The sequence below is a fragment of the Rhodanobacter sp. 7MK24 genome, assembly GCF_014842995.1.
GTDB lineage: Bacteria > Pseudomonadota > Gammaproteobacteria > Xanthomonadales > Rhodanobacteraceae > Rhodanobacter_A.
The window spans coordinates 470,370-488,282 of record NZ_JACYXL010000003.1 but is presented as its reverse complement, the minus strand read 5'-3'; the positions used below and the strand labels follow the sequence as shown (position 1 = coordinate 488,282).

At 67.2% G+C, this 17,913-nt stretch carries 17 protein-coding genes and 1 riboswitch; of the genes, 11 read left to right on the top strand and 6 right to left on the bottom strand.

From position 1 onward, the window contains the following. Positions 1-78: 78 nt before the first annotated feature. Positions 79-522: a DUF4124 domain-containing protein gene (locus IHE49_RS08730; protein ID WP_192156893.1), complete on the bottom strand. Its 444-nt coding sequence runs from the start codon at positions 520-522 to the stop codon at positions 79-81. Positions 523-650: 128 nt separating this feature from the next. Here IHE49_RS08730 and pssA point away from each other — a divergent pair, with 128 nt between their 5' ends. The 3 genes from pssA to rimI are packed head-to-tail and all read left to right on the top strand — an operon-like array spanning position 651 to position 2,397. After that, positions 651-1,436: a CDP-diacylglycerol--serine O-phosphatidyltransferase gene (gene pssA / locus IHE49_RS08725; protein WP_192156891.1), complete on the top strand. Its 786-nt coding sequence runs from the start codon at positions 651-653 to the stop codon at positions 1,434-1,436. Then, complete coding sequence (locus tag IHE49_RS08720) at positions 1,436-1,903, top strand: hypothetical protein (protein WP_192156889.1); 468 nt, start codon at positions 1,436-1,438, stop codon at positions 1,901-1,903. Before pssA ends, IHE49_RS08720 begins: the two co-directional genes overlap by 1 nt. Before the next feature lie 5 nt (positions 1,904-1,908). Further along, complete coding sequence (gene rimI, locus IHE49_RS08715) at positions 1,909-2,397, top strand: ribosomal protein S18-alanine N-acetyltransferase (RefSeq protein ID WP_192156887.1); 489 nt, start codon at positions 1,909-1,911, stop codon at positions 2,395-2,397. 77 nt (positions 2,398-2,474) lie between these two features. Here the strand turns inward: rimI and IHE49_RS08710 are convergent, their stop codons facing one another. The 5 genes from IHE49_RS08710 to ettA form a co-directional block, all read right to left on the bottom strand. After that, positions 2,475-5,306 carry a valine--tRNA ligase gene (locus tag IHE49_RS08710; protein WP_192156885.1) on the bottom strand — a complete coding sequence of 944 codons (2,832 nt, stop codon included), beginning with the start codon at positions 5,304-5,306 and terminating at the stop codon, positions 2,475-2,477. A gap of 130 nt (positions 5,307-5,436) precedes the next feature. Continuing rightward, complete coding sequence (locus tag IHE49_RS08705; RefSeq protein ID WP_192156880.1) at positions 5,437-5,853, bottom strand: VOC family protein; 417 nt, start codon at positions 5,851-5,853, stop codon at positions 5,437-5,439. Between the two features lie 63 nt (positions 5,854-5,916). Continuing rightward, complete coding sequence (locus IHE49_RS08700; RefSeq protein ID WP_192156879.1) at positions 5,917-6,429, bottom strand: TrmH family RNA methyltransferase; 513 nt, start codon at positions 6,427-6,429, stop codon at positions 5,917-5,919. A gap of 109 nt (positions 6,430-6,538) precedes the next feature. Beyond that, on the bottom strand, positions 6,539-7,357 hold the full coding sequence (gene pyrF / locus IHE49_RS08695; RefSeq protein WP_192156878.1) for an orotidine-5'-phosphate decarboxylase: 819 nt from the start codon (positions 7,355-7,357) through the stop codon (positions 6,539-6,541). 225 nt (positions 7,358-7,582) lie between these two features. Further along, positions 7,583-9,244, bottom strand: coding sequence for an energy-dependent translational throttle protein EttA (gene ettA / locus IHE49_RS08690; RefSeq protein ID WP_192156877.1), 1,662 nt, complete (start codon positions 9,242-9,244; stop codon positions 7,583-7,585). 154 nt (positions 9,245-9,398) lie between these two features. On the opposite strand from ettA, the gene IHE49_RS08685 reads away from it, so the two are divergent. The 8 genes from IHE49_RS08685 (at position 9,399) to ribB (ending at position 17,905) form a co-directional block, all read left to right on the top strand. After that, positions 9,399-10,157, top strand: coding sequence for a sulfite exporter TauE/SafE family protein (locus IHE49_RS08685; RefSeq protein ID WP_192156876.1), 759 nt, complete (start codon positions 9,399-9,401; stop codon positions 10,155-10,157). An 89-nt stretch (positions 10,158-10,246) separates the two neighbouring features. Then, positions 10,247-11,515, top strand: a complete 1,269-nt coding sequence (gene glyA / locus IHE49_RS08680) for a serine hydroxymethyltransferase (protein WP_192156875.1) — start codon at positions 10,247-10,249, stop codon at positions 11,513-11,515. 10 nt (positions 11,516-11,525) lie between these two features. Beyond that, on the top strand, positions 11,526-12,224 hold the full coding sequence (locus IHE49_RS08675) for a CTP synthase (RefSeq protein WP_192156873.1): 699 nt from the start codon (positions 11,526-11,528) through the stop codon (positions 12,222-12,224). A 1-nt stretch (position 12,225) separates the two neighbouring features. Next, the gene (gene nrdR, locus IHE49_RS08670) at positions 12,226-12,756 is read left to right on the top strand and encodes a transcriptional regulator NrdR (RefSeq protein ID WP_192156870.1); all 531 of its coding nucleotides are present in this window, start codon (positions 12,226-12,228) and stop codon (positions 12,754-12,756) included. 35 nt (positions 12,757-12,791) lie between these two features. Next, the gene (gene ribD / locus IHE49_RS08665) at positions 12,792-13,922 is read left to right on the top strand and encodes a bifunctional diaminohydroxyphosphoribosylaminopyrimidine deaminase/5-amino-6-(5-phosphoribosylamino)uracil reductase RibD (RefSeq protein WP_225578286.1); all 1,131 of its coding nucleotides are present in this window, start codon (positions 12,792-12,794) and stop codon (positions 13,920-13,922) included. Between the two features lie 159 nt (positions 13,923-14,081). After that, positions 14,082-15,590, top strand: a complete 1,509-nt coding sequence (locus IHE49_RS08660; protein ID WP_192156868.1) for a glycosyltransferase family 39 protein — start codon at positions 14,082-14,084, stop codon at positions 15,588-15,590. 108 nt (positions 15,591-15,698) lie between these two features. Then, positions 15,699-15,877: riboswitch (FMN riboswitch) on the top strand. Positions 15,878-16,002: 125 nt separating this feature from the next. Then, positions 16,003-16,644: a riboflavin synthase gene (locus tag IHE49_RS08655; protein WP_192156866.1), complete on the top strand. Its 642-nt coding sequence runs from the start codon at positions 16,003-16,005 to the stop codon at positions 16,642-16,644. Between the two features lie 169 nt (positions 16,645-16,813). Continuing rightward, positions 16,814-17,905 carry a 3,4-dihydroxy-2-butanone-4-phosphate synthase gene (gene ribB / locus IHE49_RS08650; protein WP_192156864.1) on the top strand — a complete coding sequence of 364 codons (1,092 nt, stop codon included), beginning with the start codon at positions 16,814-16,816 and terminating at the stop codon, positions 17,903-17,905. Positions 17,906-17,913: the final 8 nt, after the last annotated feature.

Sequence of the window (17,913 nt, the reverse complement as noted above, 5' to 3'; positions counted from 1 at the left end):
GGTGCCGGTCGAGGTTGCGGCCGTTCCCGCAGCGAGTGCCTGCGTTGCAGGCACGGCACCAGCTGCGATCATTTGCGGTTATTTGCCTGCGCAGTACTGCTGGTATTGCGCGTTGGCGGTATCGACCTGCTGCTTGCGCTGGGCGTCGTCCAGCACGGCAGGCTTGCCGCCCTGCTGCATCACCACCGGGCCGCTTCCCTGCAGGGTGGTGAGGTTGGATTTCAGCGTGGCGCACAGCTTGGCGCGGTTGTCGGGCGTGTCGGCCATCGGGGCGGACGGGGCGGGGGGGGGAGTGTCGGCCTGCGTGGAGGCGTTGTCGGCAGCCGGTTGCTGGGCCGGTGCGTCGGCATCGGCGGATTCCACCCCGCCGGCCAGCTTCACCTGCTGGTATTTGGTGCCCTGTGCCGGCGCCGACTGCGAGTAGTGCACCGTGCCCGACGCATCGGTCCACTTGTAGATTTGCTGGGCGGTAGCCAGCGGGGCGAGCAACAGCAGCGCCACGGCGATCAGCGAACGGGACATGGGGTTCTCCAGAGGCTAGGTTGGGCGGGGCTCCCCACCCCGCACAGGTGCATTAGTAGAACTCCCGCGCGGCCGGGACTCAAGCGGGTGATGGTTTACACTTTCTGCACCCTGTCACGGATAGCTCCATGAGCGACTCGCTGCCCGCCCGCCAGCCAAGGCATCGCGGCATTTACCTGTTGCCGAACCTGTTCACCACCGGGGCGATGTTTGCCGGCTTCTACGCGATCCTGGCCAGCATCGGCGGCCGTTACGCCGATGCGGCGGTGGCGGTGTTCGTCGCCGCGCTGCTGGATGGGCTGGACGGCCGCGTGGCGCGGCTTACCGGCACCCAGAGCGAGTTCGGCGTGCAGTACGACTCGCTGTCGGACCTGGTGAGCTTCGGTTTGGCGCCGGCGCTGGTGATGTATACATGGTCGCTGTCCACGCTGCACGACTTCGGTCCACTGCTGGGCAAGCTGGGCTGGGCCGCCGCCTTCATCTATGCCGCCTGCGCCGCGCTGCGGCTGGCGCGCTTCAACACGCAGGTAGGCGTGGCGGACAAGCGTTATTTCCAGGGACTCGCCAGTCCGGCCGCGGCGGCGGTGTGCATGTCCTTCGTGTGGACGATGGACAAGTTCAAGATTCCCGGTGCCGAACTGTGCTTCGTCACGCCGTGGATCGCCGTGATCACCGGTCTGCTCATGGTCAGCCGCGTCCGCTATTTCAGCTTCAAGTCGCTGCCGCTGGGCGACCGCCAGCACGTGCCGTTCGGATGGATCGTGACGGCGCTGCTGATCCTGGTGTTGCTGTATCTCGACCCGCCGCGGGTGTTGTTCGTCGGCTTCAGCATCTATCTGTTGTCCGGCCCGGTGATGACGTTGTGGGGGCTGGCCCTGCATCGCCGGCGCGCACGGCGCGGGGGAGTCGGATGATGTCTGCCGCCGCGCATCGCGAGCGCGTGTTGCGCGCCCTGGGGCTGGAGACCTGGCAGCGCCGGCAGCAGGCCGTTGCCGACGCGCCGGTCATGGCCGCTGAAGCGCTGCCGTCGCCTGCGTCCAGTACCGATTGCGTGGTGTTGTTGCCGGCTGCCTGCGATGCACGCGAACTGGATCTGCTCGGCCGTGCATTGACCAGCGGCGGCGCGGCATTGGCACGTGCCGCGCGCGTGCGGGTGTCGCCAGGCGAAGCGGAAACGGCGATGCCGCAGGCGCGCGCCTACCTGGCCTGTGGGGAAGCGCAGGCGCACGCGCTGGGGCGCAGCTTGCCGATGCAGGTGACTGCACGGGCGCAGATCGTGCTGGTGGACGAGCCCGTGCGCCTGCTGGGCGACCCTTCGGCCAAGCGGCGGTTGTGGATCGCGTTGCGCACCTTGCGCCGCGGTCTTGCGGCGGGACGGTAGGCGCAATGGTCGCGGTGGCCAAACCGGCCAGCCACATGCGCCTGATGCGCATGGACGACCTCGATGCGGTCGCGGCGGTGGAGCAGGCTTCCTACGACTTTCCGTGGACGCGTGGCATCTTCGCCGACTGCATCAGGGCGGGGCATCCCTGCTGGGTGCTTTGCGTCGACGAGGAAGTGGCCGGCTACGGCATCCTCTCGGCAGGCGCGGGCGAGGCGCACGTCCTCAACATCTGCATCGCCGACGCATACCGCGGGCAGGGCTTGGGCCGGCACCTGTTGGGCCGTCTGCTGGACGTGTCGCGCTGGAGCGGCGCCCAGCGCGTGTTCCTGGAGGTGCGACCCTCGAACCCCTTGGCGAAGGCGTTGTACGAATCGGTGGGTTTTCGCGAGATCGGTCGCAGGCCGCGCTATTACCCTGCGAAGGACGGACGCGAGGACGCGATCGTGATGGAGCTCGATCCCAATACGGCCATGGGCCATATTGGGAAATAGGCGAGGGTGCTTTGCTTCTGTCGCAAGATTGGCCCCTCACCCCAACCCTCTCCCCAGGGGGAGAGGGGGAAAGTCAGTCAACCCTTCAGCTTTCCCGCCTGCTCCCGCATCGCCGCGAGCTGGGTGTTCCAGTCCACGATGCGTTGGCGCTCCTGTGCCACCACTTCCGCCGGTGCATTGGCGACGAAGTTCGCGTTGCCCAGCTTGCCCTCGCACTTCTTGATCTCGCCTTCGACGCGGGCGATTTCCTTGGCGAGGCGCGCCTGCTCGGCGCCGAGGTCGATCAGGCCGGCCAGCGGGATCAGCACGCGCAGGGAGCCGACCACGGCGGCAGCTGCGGCAGGTTCCTCTGCGCCTGGTTCGATCCACGCCGGCGATTCGGTGCGGGCCAGAAAGGCGATCTGCGCGGCGAACTTCGCGGCACGCGTGCTATCCGTGGCTTCGCCACCGGCGAGCAGCAGCGGGATGGTCTTGCCCGGTGCGATGTTCATTTCCGAACGGATCCTGCGGATGCCGGAGAGCACGGCCTTGAACCACTCGATCTCGGCGGCGGCCGCGGCATCGGATGCGAAGTCCGCAGCACACGGGTAGGGGCGCGCGTACACGCTGGATTCGGCGAGGCTGAGGCGCGGCGCCACTTCCTGGTAGATCTCTTCGGTGATGAACGGGATCACCGGGTGCAGCGCGCGCAGCACCGCTTCCAGCACTACCAGCAAAGTGTGGCGCGTCGACGCGGCCGCTGCCGCATCCTCGCCGTTGAGGGCAGGCTTCGACAGCTCCAGGAACCAGTCGCAATACTCGTTCCACACGAATTCGTACAGCGCCTGCGCCAGGTGGTCGAAGCGGTACGAGGCGAAATGCTGCTCCACTGCCGCCAGCGTCTGCCGGAGACGGGTGAGGATCCAGCGTTCGGCTTCGGTTGCCGGCGCACCGGCGGGTGCGGGAATCCGACCCTCGGGCAGGTTCATCAGCACGAAGCGTGCGGCGTTCCACAGCTTGTTGCAGAACGCCTTGTAGCCCTCGGCGCGCTTCAGGTCGAAGTTGATGGTGCGGCTGTAGCTGGCCAGCGCGGCGAAGGTGAAGCGCAGCGCGTCGGTGCCGATGGCCTTGATGCCCTCGGGGTATTCCTTGCGGATGCGCTTTTCCACCTTCTCGCGCACCTGCGGGATCAGCAACGACCGGGTGGACTTCGCCACCAGCGGCTCCAGCTCGATGCCGTCGATCAGGTCCAGCGGGTCCAGCGTGTTGCCCTTGGACTTGGACATCTTCTGGCCTTCGGCGTCGCGCACGATGGCGTTGATGTACACCTCGCGGAACGGCACCTGGCCGGTGAAGTACTTGGTCGCCATCACCATGCGCGCGACCCAGAAGAAGATGATGTCGAAGCCGGTGACCAGCACCGCGCTGGGCAGGAAGATCTTGTCGGCTTGCCAGTTGGCGATGACTTCGCCGCGCTCGTTCTTCACCGGGCCATCCAGTGGCCAGCCAAGGGTGGAGAACGGCCACAGCGCGGAGCTGAACCAGGTGTCCAGTACGTCCTCGTCCTGCTTCAGCGCGCCGACCGGCGCGACGGCGGCATGCGCGCGCGCGTCCGCCTCGTCCTCGCCCACGAAGATGCTGCCCGCTTCGTCGTACCACGCCGGGATGCGGTGGCCCCACCAGAGCTGGCGGCTGATGCACCAGTCTTGGATGTTGTCCAGCCACTGCGTGTAGGTGGTACTCCAGTTTTCCGGCACGAACTTGACCTCGCCCGAGCGCACGGCGTCGAGCGCGGGTTCGGTGATCGCCCTGCGGCCGCCCGGACGGCCGTCCGCCTGGATGTCCGACGTGAGGTCGACGAACCACTGGTCGGTAAGCATCGGTTCGATCACAGCGTCCGAGCGCTGGCTCACCGGCACCTGCAGCTTGTGCGCCTTGGTTTCGACCAGCAGGCCGGCGGCTTCGAGGTCGGCCAGCACACGCTTGCGTGCGTCGTAGCGGTCGAGGCCGCGATAGGCTTCCGGCCCGTTGTCGTTGACCTTTGCATCCAGCGTGAAGATGGTGATCGGCGCGAGCTTGTGGCGCTGGCCGATGGCGTAGTCGTTGAAATCGTGCGCGGGGGTGATCTTCACGCAGCCGGTGCCGAACTCGCGGTCCACATAGTCGTCGGCGATCACCGGGATCTCGCGGTTCGACAGAGGCAGCGTGAGCATCTTGCCGATGAGGTGCGCGTAGCGCTCATCCTCCGGATGCACGGCCACGGCGACGTCGCCCAGCATGGTTTCCGGACGCGTGGTGGCGACCACCAGCGATTCGTCGCTGCCGGTGACCGGGTAGCGAATCGACCACATGTGGCCGTCGCGCTCCACGTTGTTCACTTCGAGGTCGGAGACGGCGGTGCCCAGCACCGGGTCCCAGTTCACCAGCCGGTTGCCGCGGTAGACCAGGCCGGCGCGATACCACTCCACGAACACCTTGCGCACCGCGGCGGAGAGGCCTTCGTCCATGGTGAAGCGCTCGCGCGACCAATCCGCGGCGGCGCCGATGCGACGCATCTGGTTGGTGATGGTGGAGCCGGATTCCTCCTTCCACTGCCACACGCGTTCCACGAACGGCTCGCGTCCCAGGTCGTGGCGCGTCTTGCCCTCGGCGGCGAGCTGGTTCTCCACGATCTTCTGGGTGGCGATGCCTGCGTGGTCGGTGCCTACCTGCCAGAGCACGTTCATGCCGCGCATGCGCTGGTAGCGCACCAGCATGTCCATCACGGTCTGCTGGAAGGCATGGCCCATGTGCAGGGTGCCGGTGACGTTCGGCGGCGGCAGCAGGATGCAGTAGGGTTCGCCCTGGCCGGACGGCCTGAACGCGCCGCTGGCTTCCCAGCGGGCGTACCACGTCGACTCGATCTGGGCGGGTTCGAAACTCTTTTCCATGGGGGCTCGCGATGGCGCGCACCGGCCGGGTGCGGAATCTGGCGTCAAAGCCCTGAATTGTACGGGTGCGGGGGCGGAACTGACAAAGCGCCGGAACCGCCGGCGGTCGTGTCGCCAGGCGGGCGCAAGCTCAATGCTCGACCAGTTCGCCGCCCCAGCTGGCAGGGTCCGCATCGGCCACCGTCTGCGTGAACGTCCACAGGTGGCCGCCGATGTCCATGGCCGAATACTGGCGTTCGCCAAAGGGCCAGCTGGCCGGCTCGCGGACGATGCGCGCCCCCGCGGCGACGGCATGCGCATGATGTGCGTCGGCATCTTCCACCCGCACCATCACGGATTGCCGCGGCGGCTGTTCGTCGCTTTCCGGGCCGGCGTCGCTGACCACCATCGCGCCGTCACCGTAGACAAGCTGGATGCGATGGTCGCCGATGCGCAGCCTGGTACGGAACCCGAAAGCCCGGCACAGCCAATCGGCGGCCTCGTGCACGTCGGCGTAGCCGAGCACGGGGATGATGGTGGCGTTCGGGATGGACCGGTTGGTGCGCATGAGTGGACCTCGATGCGGGGTGGCGACTTCAGCCAGGTGCCGTGGCGACGCTTCCTTCGAGGATCATTCCAGCTTTCGCGCGATGACGTAAGTGGCGATGGCGCAGGCACTGGCGACGTTCATCGAGGAATTCTCGCCGCGCATCGGGATGTGCACGGTGGCGTCCGAGGCGTCCAGCAGCGGCTGGCAGACGCCGGCGCTCTCGTTGCCGAGGACCAGGCAGATGCGCTCGCCGGGCGTGATGGCGAGCTCGGCGAGGTCGATGCTGGTCGAGCTGATTTCCAGGCTGACGATGCGGTAACCGGCCCGTTTCAGCCCGGTCACGATCGGCAGCGGATCGTCGGCCTGCTCGAACGGCACGCGTTGCTCGGTGGTGCGCGCGGCCTTGCGTGCCTTCGGGTGCGCCGGCGTGCAGGAGCCGCCGGTCAGGAAAATCTTCTCGATGCCCAGCGCGTCGGCGAGACGGAACAGGCCGCCCACGTTCGCAGGTCGCCGCACGTCGTGCGCCAGCAGGCAGAGCGCGTGCTTCGCGGGCGCGGGCTGGTGCGTGCGGTGGCCGAGTTGCGTGTTCGACATGCCAGGAGGCGGCTGGTGGGTTTGTGTAGGAGCACCCTGTGCGCGATGGCTCTGGTACTGATCGGAGCAAAAGCCATCGCGCACAGGGTGCGCTCCTATGGAGGAGCAATCAGGCGCGGCGGTGCCGGTTGATGTTGTCGCGCAGTTCCTGCGCGGCCGCCCGCGCGGCCTGGGCGAAGTCCTCGCCGCTGCCGGCGTAGAGGATGGCACGCGAGGAGGAGATCATCAGGCCGCTGCCGCCGGCCGTGAGGCCATGCCTGAGCACGGCTTCCACATCGCCGCCCTGCGCACCGATGCCGGGCACCAGCAGGGGCATGTCGCCCACCACGCCGCGCACCTGGCCCAGTTCCTCCGGCCAGGTGGCGCCGGTGACCAGTGCGCAGTTGCCGTGCGCATTCCAGTCGCGGGCGATGGTTTCGGCCACGCGCAGGTAGAGCGGCGCACCGCCGCAGTCCAGCGCCTGGAAATCCGCGCCGCCGGGGTTGGAAGTGCGGCATAGCAGGATCGCGCCCTTATCGGCGCGCTCGAGGAAGGGAGCGATGGAGTCGCGGCCAAGGTAGGGATTCAGCGTCACCGCGTCCGCCTGGTAGCGCTCGAACGCTTCGCTGGCGTAGTGCTGCGCGGTGCTGCCGATGTCGCCGCGCTTGGCGTCGAGGATCACCGGCACGCCGGGGTGCCGGGCGTGGATGTGCGCAATCAGTCGTTCCAGCGCCTCTTCCGCGCGCAGGGCGGCGAAATGCGCGATCTGCGGCTTGAACGCGCAGGCCAGGTCGGCGGTGGCGTCGACGATGTCGCGGCAGAACTCGAACACCGCGTCAGTATGACCCTGCAAGTGCGCCGGGAATTTTGCGGGTTCGGGATCGAGGCCGACGCAGACGAGAGAACGGTGGCGCTGCCATGCGTTTTGCAGGGACTGCATGAAGTGCATCGGAATTTCCTCGTCGCCGCTTTGGTTTGCTCCCTCGCCCCTCCGGGAGAGGGTTGGGGTGAAGGACAATCTTGCGTTGCCGCCTGATGGTGGTGCTGTTCTTCCGGAGATCGAGGCCAGCCTTGGCCCCTCACCTCAATCCTCTTCCGCGCTCCTCAGAGCAGGGCCATCCATGGCCCTTCCCCACTCCCAGAGGGGAGAGGAGGCAAACGCAAAGAGTCGTGCTTACGCCAGCTTCTTGTACTTCACACGATGCGGCTTTGCGGCCTCGTCGCCCAGGCGGCGCTTCTTGTCCGCCTCGTACTCGTTGTAGTTGCCGGGGAAGAACTCGACGTGCGAGTCGCCTTCGAACGCGATGATGTGCGTGGCGATGCGGTCGAGGAACCAGCGGTCATGCGAGATCACGATCGCCGCGCCGGGGAATTCCAGCAGCGCATCTTCCAGCGCGCGCAGGGTTTCCACGTCGAGGTCGTTGGACGGTTCGTCGAGCAGCAGCACGTTGCCGCCCTGCAGCAGGGTCTTGGCCATGTGCAGGCGGCCGCGTTCGCCGCCGGACAGGCTGCCGACGATCTTCTGCTGGTCGGTGCCCTTGAAGTTGAAGCGGCCGATGTAGGCGCGCGACTGGATCTCGAAGTTGCCGATGGTGAGGATGTCCGAACCGCCGGAAACTTCCTGCCACACGTTGTTCTTCGGGTCGAGCGCGTCGCGCGACTGGTCGACGTAGGCCAGCTTGGTGGTGTGGCCCAGCTTCACCTCGCCCGAGTCCGGCGTCTCCTTGCCCATGATCATCTTCATCAGGGTGGACTTGCCGGCGCCGTTGGGGCCGATCACGCCGATGATGGCGCCCGGCGGCACCTTGAACGACAGGTCCTCGATCAGCACGCGGTCGCCGAACGACTTGGTGACGTTCTTGAACTCGATCACTTCCTGGCCCAGGCGCTCGCCCGGCGGAATGAAGATCTCGTTGGTTTCGTTGCGGCGCTGGTAGTCGACCGAGTTCAGTTCTTCGAAGCGGGCCAGGCGCGCCTTGCCCTTGGACTGGCGGCCCTTGGCGGCCGAACGCACCCACTCCAGTTCCTTCTCGATCGCCTTCTGGCGCGACTTCTCCTGGTTGGCTTCCTGCTTCAGGCGCGCGTCCTTCTGCTCCAGCCATTCGGTGTAGTTGCCCTTCCACGGGATGCCGCGGCCGCGGTCGAGTTCGAGGATCCACTCGGCTGCGTTGTCGAGGAAGTAGCGGTCATGGGTGACCGCCACCACGGTGCCGGGGTAATCGTGCAGAAACTGCTCCAGCCAGTCGACGGATTCGGCGTCGAGATGGTTGGTCGGTTCGTCCAGCAGCAGCATGTCCGGCTTGGACAGCAGCAGGCGGCACAGCGCCACGCGGCGCTTCTCGCCGCCGGACAGCGGGCCGACCTTGGCGTCCCACGGCGGCAGGCGCAGCGCGTCGGCGGCCACCTCGAGCTGGCGTTCCAGCGCGTGGGCGTCGTTCGCGGCCAGGATGCCTTCCAGCTGTTCCTGTTCCTTGGCGAGCGCGTCGAAGTCGGCGCCGTCCTCGGCATAGGCGGCATAGACTTCCTCCAGCCGCTTCTGCGCATCGAGGATCACCGATACGCCTTCCTCGACCACTTCGCGCACGGTCTTTTCCGGGTTCAGGTCCGGCTCCTGCGCCAGGTAGCCGACCTTGGTGCCGGGTTGCGCACGCGCCTCGCCCTGGAAGTCGGTATCCACGCCGGCCATGATTTTCAGCACGGTGGACTTGCCCGCGCCATTGACGCCGAGCAGGCCGATCTTCGCGCCGGGGAAGAAGCTCAGCGAGATGTCCTTGATGATCTGGCGCTTCGGCGGGACGATCTTGCTGACCCCGTTCATGGTGTAGATGTATTGCATGGGTGCTCCTCAGGGCAGCCCGCAGGCCGCGAAGGCGGTCTGGGCAGGCAGGGGAAAACAAAGACCGCCAATTATCGCCGATAGCCCCTTTTCCCGCCATGGCGGGCGCGCCGCGCTGGCAGAATGGCGTCTCGTGCCTATGGACCCGATGCCGATGCCCGCCGCCTGGTCGCTGCCCCTGCTCATCCTCGTCTCCTTTGCCGCCGGCGTGCAGAACGCGCTGGCGGGCGGCGGCTCGTTCATGACGTTCCCGGCGCTGCTGTTCGCCGGCCTCGATCCGCGCATGGCGAACATCGCTTCGACCATCGCGCTGTTCCCGGGACAGGTAACCACCGGACTGGCAGGGCGCAGGCAGGTTTCCGGCGCCGAGGGCCTGTCGTTCCGCATCCTGTTCTGGATCAGTCTGGCCGGCGGCGCGGCGGGCGCGGTGCTGCTGCTGGTGACGCCGGTCAGCGTGTTTACCAGGCTGGTGCCGTTCCTGGTGCTGTTCGCCACCGTGGTATTTGCCTGGGGCAGCTTCTTCCGCAAGCCGCGCAAGGAAGGCGAGCCGCCTGCGCTGGGCCACAAGGCGGCGTTGGCAGCGCAGGTCGGCATCGCCATCTACGGCGGTTACTTCGGCGCCGGCATCGGCATCCTGATGCTGGCGGCGCTGACGGCGGCGGGGCTGGCCGTGCGCGTGGCCGGTGCCACCAAGAACGTGCTGGCGGCGGTGATGAACGCGGCGGCGGTGGTGATCTTCATGGTGCAGGCACACACGTTGCCATGGCGGCTGATCGCCTGCGTGGCGGTGCCGGCCATCGTCGGCGGCCAGATCGGCGCCTACCTGCTGCGCCGGGTCAACGAGAAGGTGCTGCGCGTGGTCGTGGTGTGCATCGGCATCGCATTGACCGTGGGGCTGTTCGTCAAGCAGTAAATCGTGTCCGGACGGCTATTCGCAGCCGGATGCACTGGCTGCGCTATCATGGGCGGCCCCTTTCCCATCCCCGGATCCACGAGGTTCGAATGTTCCCGAAGGACTGCACCATCGCCGGCTACGACTCCGAGCTGGCCAAGGCCATTGCTGATGAAGGTCGTCGTCAGGAAGACCATGTCGAATTGATCGCCTCCGAGAACTACGCCAGTCCGCGGGTGATGGAAGCGCAGGGTTCCAAGCTCACCAACAAGTACGCCGAAGGCTATCCGGGCAAGCGCTATTACGGCGGTTGCGAGTACGTGGACGTGGCCGAGAAGCTGGCCATCGACCGCGTGAAGCTGCTGTTCGGCGCCGACTACGCCAACGTGCAGCCGCACTCCGGCTCGCAGGCCAACCAGGCGGTGTACTTCGCGCTGCTGCAGCCGGGCGACACCATCCTCGGCATGAGCCTGGCGCACGGCGGCCACCTTACCCACGGCGCCAAGGTCAACCTGTCGGGCAAGATCCTCAACGCCGTGCAGTACGGCGTGGACGGCAACGGCATTGTCGACATGGACGAGGTCGAGCGCCTCGCCCTCGAACACAAGCCCAAGATGATCGTGGCCGGCTTCAGCGCCTATTCGCAGGTGATGGACTGGGCGCGCTTCCGCGCCATCGCCGACAAGGTCGGCGCCTACCTGTTCGTGGACATGGCGCACGTCGCCGGTCTGATCGCCGCGGGCGTATACCCCAGTCCGCTGCCGCATGCGCACGTGGTTACCTCCACCACCCACAAGACCCTGCGCGGCCCGCGCGGCGGCATCATCGTCGCCAGCAAGCAGGGCATGGGCGAGGGTGCGGAGGAGATCGAGAAGAAGCTGCAGTCCATCGTGTTCCCCGGCATCCAGGGCGGCCCCCTGATGCACGTGATCGCCGCCAAGGCGGTGGCCTTCAAGGAAGCGCTGGAACCGGCCTTCAAGGACTACCAGGCGCAGGTGGTGAAGAACGCCCAGGCGATGGCCAAGACCATCATCGCGCGCGGCTACAAGATCGTTTCCGGCGGCACCGAGAACCACCTCATGCTGATCGACATGATCGGCAAGGGCGTCACCGGCAAGGACGCGGAAGCCGCGCTGGGCAAGGCGCACATTACGGTCAACAAGAACGCCGTGCCGAACGACCCGCAGAAGCCCTTCGTCACTTCCGGCCTGCGCGTGGGCACCCCGGCCGTCACCACTCGCGGCTATCAGGAGGCCGATTGCGTGGATCTGGCGAACTGGATCTGCGACGTGCTCGACGCGCCGAACGACGAGGCGGTGATCGCCGCCGTGCGCGCCAAGGTCGAGGCGCAGTGCAGGAAGTTTCCGGTCTACGGCTGAGCGATCCGGCATGCCAGCCCTGCAGGTAGGACTGATCGGCGATCGCAACGACGGGGTGATCGCCCATCGCGCCATCCCACTGGCGCTGCAGAAGGCGGCCGAGGCTTGCGAGATGACGGTCGAGCCGGTTTGGCTGCCGACCGATACGATCGGCGATGGGGCTGCATTGGCCGAGTTCGACGGACTCTGGTGCGTACCGGCCAGCCCTTATCGCGACATGGATGCTGCGCTTGCGGCCATCCGCGTGGCGCGTGAGCGGCACGTGCCCTTCCTGGGCACGTGCGGCGGCTTCCAGCATGCGGTGATCGAATACGCGCGCAACGTACTGGGATGGCGCGACGCAGAGCATGCCGAAACCGCGCCCGACGCGCAGCGCCAGGTCATCGTGCCGCTCTCGTGTCCGTTGGTCGAGGTGACCGATGCCCTGCGACTGGTCGAGGGTTCCCGGTTGGCGAAAGCCTATGGCGTCACCGAGGCCGCCGAGGGTTACCACTGCAACTACGGATTGAACCCGGAATTCCACACAGCACTCGCCGATGGCCCGCTGCGCATCAACGCGGTGGATCGCGTCGGTGACGTGCGTGGCCTGGAATTGGACGACCATCCGTTTTTCGTCGTCACGCTGTTCCAGCACGAGCGTGGTGCGCTGCAAGATCGGCTCCCGCCGCCGGTACGTGCATTCGTGCAGGCAATGATCGACACTCGCTGACATGCATTGCCCCTTCTGCCAGCACGAAGACACCCGCGTGATCGACTCGCGCCTCACCGACGACGGCTCCACCGTGCGCCGTCGTCGCGAGTGTCCGCAGTGCGGCGAACGCTTCAACACTTTCGAGACGGCCGAGCTCAAGCTGCCTGCCATCGTGAAGAGCGGCGAGCGACGCGAGGCCTTCGACGAGCGCAAGCTCAGGGTTAGCTTCGAGCGCGCGTTGCAGAAGCGCCCGGTGGCCAGCCACAACGTGGACAGCGCGGTGCGCGAGATCATCAACGACCTGCGCCGCAGCGGTGAGCGCGAGGTGCCTTCGCGCCAGGTCGGCGAGCTGGTGATGCGCGAGCTGAAGAAGCTCGACCAGGTAGCTTACGTGCGCTTCGCCTCGGTCTACCGCAAGTTCGAGGACGTGCAGGCTTTCCTCGAAGAAATCGCACGGCTGGAGCACGACTTGCCCGAGCTGGAAAAGCTGCAGTTGTCGCTGCTGGGCAGCGGCGAAGGTGCGGAGCCGCGCCGCTCCCGCAAAGGTTAGTCACCTTGCCGCTCTCCCCGGCGAGGAGGATCAGCATGAGCCAAGCCTTCACCGCCCTCGATCACCAGCACATGGCGCACGCACTGCGCCTTGCCGAGCGTGGCCTGTACACCACGCAACCCAACCCGCGCGTGGGTTGCGTGATCGCGCACGGCGACGAGGTGGTCGGCAGTGGCTGGCACCGGCGCGCGGGCGAACCGCATGCCGAGGTGCATGCACTGCGCGAGGCGGGTGAACGCGTACGCGGAGCCACCGCCTATGTGACGCTGGAACCCTGTGCCCATCACGGCCGCACGCCACCCTGCACGGATGCACTGGTCGCCGCCGGCGTGGCGCGCGTGGTGATCGCGGCGGAGGATCCCTTCCCGCAGGTGGCCGGTCGTGGCATCGCAAAGCTGCGCGCCGCCGGCATGACCGTGGACGCCGGTCTGCTGCGTGACGAAGCGAGAGAACTCAACGTCGGCTTCTTCAGCCGCCTCGAGCGCGGTCGCCCTTTCGTGCGGCTGAAGCTGGCGATGAGCCTGGACGGCCGTACCGCATTGGCCAATGGGGAGTCGAAGTGGATCACCGGCGAAGCCGCCCGCGCCGACGGGCACCGCTGGCGTGCGCGCTCAAGCGCCATTCTCACTGGCAGCGGCACGGTGCTGGCGGACGATCCCCATCTCACTGTGCGCCTGCCGGTGGCCGAAGCCTTCGCGACGCCGTTGCGGGTGGTGCTGGACCGCGACCTGCGCGTGCCGGCGCACTTTCACGTGATGGATGCCACCGCGCCCACCCTGTGCATCCACGATGCGCAACGGGCGCCGCCAACCGTTGCGCCGGCGTCCGTGCGCCATGCAGGCGTGCTGCTGGACGGAAACGGGCGGCTCGATCTGAACGCCGTGCTGGCGCTGCTGGCACGCCTCGAAGTCAACGAACTTCACGTGGAAGCGGGCTCCCGGCTCGGCGGCGCTCTGCTGGTTGCGGGCTTGGTCGACGAACTGCTGTTGTACGTCGCCCCAGTCCTGTTGGGCGACCTGGCATGCCCGCTGCTGGAGCTGCCGCCGCTGGCGTCGATGGCCGAACGCTGGCGGCTTGCCGTGGTCGAGCAACGCCAGGTTGGCGTGGACTGGCGGCTGCGCCTGCGGCCACAGCCAGCACGCCCATGGGCGGTCTCGCCGGACTGAACGGCGACCAACGTCCACGACAACGGAGACAACGCTGAAACATTGGTGGCGTTGGATGGCTGGGGAATCCTGCCGATCTTGCCGTCCGCCATGCCGTCGATGTACGCCGATACCGTCTTGCGCCCCGCTTCGCCGTCGTTCATGCGGGAGCCTCGCCCCATGGTCGGCGCCAGCTGGTCCCGCGGCGACTGGACGTGGCTGGTGCTGCTGTCGCTGCTGGCCTTGGCCGCTCGCTGCATCCGCCTGGGCCACCAGCCGTTCTGGCTGGACGAGGTTTTCACCTACCAACGCATCCGCCTGGACACCGCGACGCTGATCGCCGACAGCTTCGCCAACCGGCACATGCCCAATTATTTCCTGCTGCTGCGCTCACTGATGCCGGCGCAGCCGGACTTCGCCGCGTTGCGCCTGCCCTCGGCGCTGTTCGGCGCGCTGTCGGTCGGCGTGGTGTTCGCGATCGGGCGACGGGCCGCCGGGCGTTTTGCAGGTTGCATGGCCGCGCTGTTGATGGCGCTCGCGCCCACTCAGGTGCAGTACGGCCAGGAAGCGCGTTCGTATGCGCTGCTGTTGTTGCTGGTCGCGATCGCGCTGTGGGGCCTGATAGGTCTGGCGCAGCAGCCGGTACGCGCCGCCCTGGGCTGGCGCCGCCCGGACAACCTGTGGCTGGAGTGGGCGGCCTGGTTTGCCGGAACCATCGGTGCGCTGGACCTGCTGGGCGATGCGATGCCCTGGCTGCTGGCCTCCAACGGCACGCTGTTCTGCATCTGGCGGCACCTGCGCGTGACGCATCCACCGGCCCTGGCGCATGGATTTCTGCGTAACTGGTTGTGGATACAGGCGTTGGTGCTGGCGTGTTGCCTGCCGTTCTACGTCGCGATATGCGTCGCCAGCAACGCGCGCATGCTTGATGTCTTCGACTGGGTACCCGCGCTGAGCTGGCGCGGGCTGTGGGTGGCGGCCGGCAGCATCTACCTGATGCGCCCGGCCGAGGTGGTGCAGTTCGGCCTGATGCCGGCCGGGGCGGCCGTGCTCTCGCCTTGCGTGGTGGTGCTCTGCGGGCTGGGGCTGTTCCGTCTGCGCGGGCGCATGGAAGGACGCGTGCTGGGCCTGGCCTTCGCCGTGCTTCCCCTGCTGCTGCTGGCGGTGTCGCTGGTCAAGCCGATGCTGGTGCCGCGTTACCTGCTGTGGAGCGCGTTGGCGTTCTTCGTGCTGGCTGGCGTGGGCGCTGCCGCGCTGCCGCAGCGGTGGCGGCCGATCATCGCGGTAGCGTTGCCCTTGCTGTGCCTGCTCAACCTGTGGCCGGTGTATCGCGTCGAAGCCAAGCCGCGCTGGGATCGCACCGCCGCCATGTTGGCGACAGTCGCTCGGCCCGGCGACACGATCTACGTGGACGATCCGAATGCCCCCGCGATGCTGTCGACCCTGCAGCCACGCAGCCAGCCGCCGTTGGCCAGCAAGGCCCTGGTGACTGGCCGGCTGGATCTGGCTGTGGCGCGCTGGAGGCAGGGCAGCCGGGTATGGGCGGTGAACGGACGCTCGGCGCTGGGACAGCGCGAAAGTCTTGCGGGTTTCGAGGCGAAGCTCGCGGCACTCGGTCATCCGCAGCAAACAACGGCGCTGGGCCGCGAGATCACGGTGCTGGAGTTTGCGCCGCCTCCGGCGGGTTGATCCTGGTGTCGTGCGCCAGCGGAAACGCTGTGTCATGCCGCCGATCAGGGCTGCCAGGGGCATTGATGCTAGACTTTCGCTGTCGGCCCTTGAGGCCGGCGTTATGTTCAACGTCTTCAGGGCGGGGTGAAATTCCCCACCGGCGGTAGGTGTCCCCGCGGACACGAGCCCGCGAGCGCCTTCGCCGCAAGACGAAGGGTCAGCAGATCCGGTCCGACGCCGGAGCCGACGGTCAGGCCATCCCGGTTCACCGGGGCGGCGCACAGTCCGGATGAAAGAAGACGGTTCGACGCGCGGCCTTGCCGTGCGGCGGCCTCATGCCTTGGGGCGTTCTCGCTCGTTTCCACGGAGAACGTTTCATGATCCTGTTTGTGCCCCATGCCGTGGCGGCCTTCCCCGGGAGGCTGTGCTGATGTTCACCGGCATCATCCAGACCGTGGGCCGCATCGCGCGGCTCGAACCGCGCGGCGGCGACCTGCGTCTGCACATCGATACCGCCAACCTCGACCTTGCCGATGTGCAGCTGGGCGATTCCATCGCCGTTTCCGGCGTGTGCCTCACCGCGGTGGCGCTGGAAGCGCGCGGTTTCGCTGCCGACGTCTCGAATGAAACACTGTCGCTAACCACGCTGGGCGGGCTCAAAGCGGGCGATCCGGTGAACCTGGAGAAGGCGCTGCGCCTTGCCGACCGCCTGGGTGGCCATCTCGTCTCGGGCCACGTCGACGGCCTCGGCAAGGTGGTGTCGGTGACGCCCGATGGCCGTTCGCAGCGCTGGACCTTCGAAGTGGCGGCCAGCCTGGCGCGCTACATCGCCGCGAAGGGGTCGGTGTGCATCGACGGCACCAGCCTTACCGTCAACGAGGTCGCCGGCAATCGCTTCGGCGTCAACCTGATCCCGCACACCGTCGAGCGCACAACCTTCCACGCGAAGCGCGCGGGCGACGCGGTGAACATCGAAGTGGACGTGATCGCGCGCTATGTCGAGCGGCTGGTCGCTAGTGGGGATGCGCCGAAGCTCGACGAGGCTTTCCTCAAGCAGCACGGCTTCGCCTGACGCCCCAGCTTGTCATGCCGGCGCAGGCCGGCATCCAGTGACAAGAAGGCATCGCCAGGCGACGGCGTGCATTGCTTCCGGCTGATCGTGATCTCGTGCGTTGTCGTTACTGGATGCCGGCCGCGCCGACATGATTGAAAAACAAACTCCTGAATCATCTGGATTCCCCATGAGCTTCAACACCATCCCCGAAATCCTCGACGACCTGCGCGCCGGCCGCATGGTGGTGATCCTCGACGACGAGGACCGCGAGAACGAAGGCGACATCGTGATGGCTGCGCAGATGGTGCGGCCAGAGGACGTCAACTTCATGGTGCGCGAGGCGCGCGGCCTGCTGTGCCTCACGCTCACCGAGCAGCGCACGAGGCAGCTTGGCCTGCGCCCCATGGTCAGCGACAACACGTCGCCGTACCACACCAACTTCACCGTCTCGATCGAGGCGGCCGAGGGCGTCACCACCGGCATTTCCGCGCACGATCGCGCGCGCACCATCCAGGTGGCGGTGAAGAGCGACGCGCAGCCGCAGGATCTCTCGCAACCCGGGCACATCTTTCCGCTCACGGCGCAACCCGGTGGCGTACTGACCCGCGCTGGCCACACCGAGGCGGGTTGTGATCTCGCCGCGCTGGCCGGATTGGAGCCGGCCTCGGTGCTGATCGAGATCCTGCACGAGGACGGTTCGATGGCGCGCCGCCCGGAGCTGGAGGTGTTCGCGCAGAAGCACGGCCTCAAGATCGGCACTATCGCGGACTTGATCCGCTACCGGTTGGAAACCGAGAAAACCATCCAGCGCGAGCACGAAGAAGACGTCGACACCGAGTTCGGTCCGTTCCGGCTCATCGCCTGGCGCGACGCGATCCGCCATGGCCTGCACTACGCCCTGGTGCGCGGTACGGTGGACGATGGCGCGCCGGTGCTCAGCCGCGTGCACGTGCGCAACACCTTGTCGGATGTGCTGCACCTCAAGCGCGACGATCTGGGCCTCACCGTCACCAGCGCGTTGCGCCGCATCGCCGACGAAGGGCGCGGCGTGCTGTTGGTGCTCTCCGGCGAGGACACCCCGGATGCGCTGTTGGCCCGGCTCAGGCGCCAGCCCACGACGCTGGAGCCGGAAGCAGCGCAGCAGCAGGAATGGCGCCAACTCGGCCTGGGTGCGCAGATGCTGGCCGACCTCGGCGTGCACAAGCTGCGCGTGCTGGGTACGCCACGCAAGCTGGTGGGGTTGGGCGGCTTCGGCCTTGAAGTGGTCGAACACGTATAGGAGTGCCG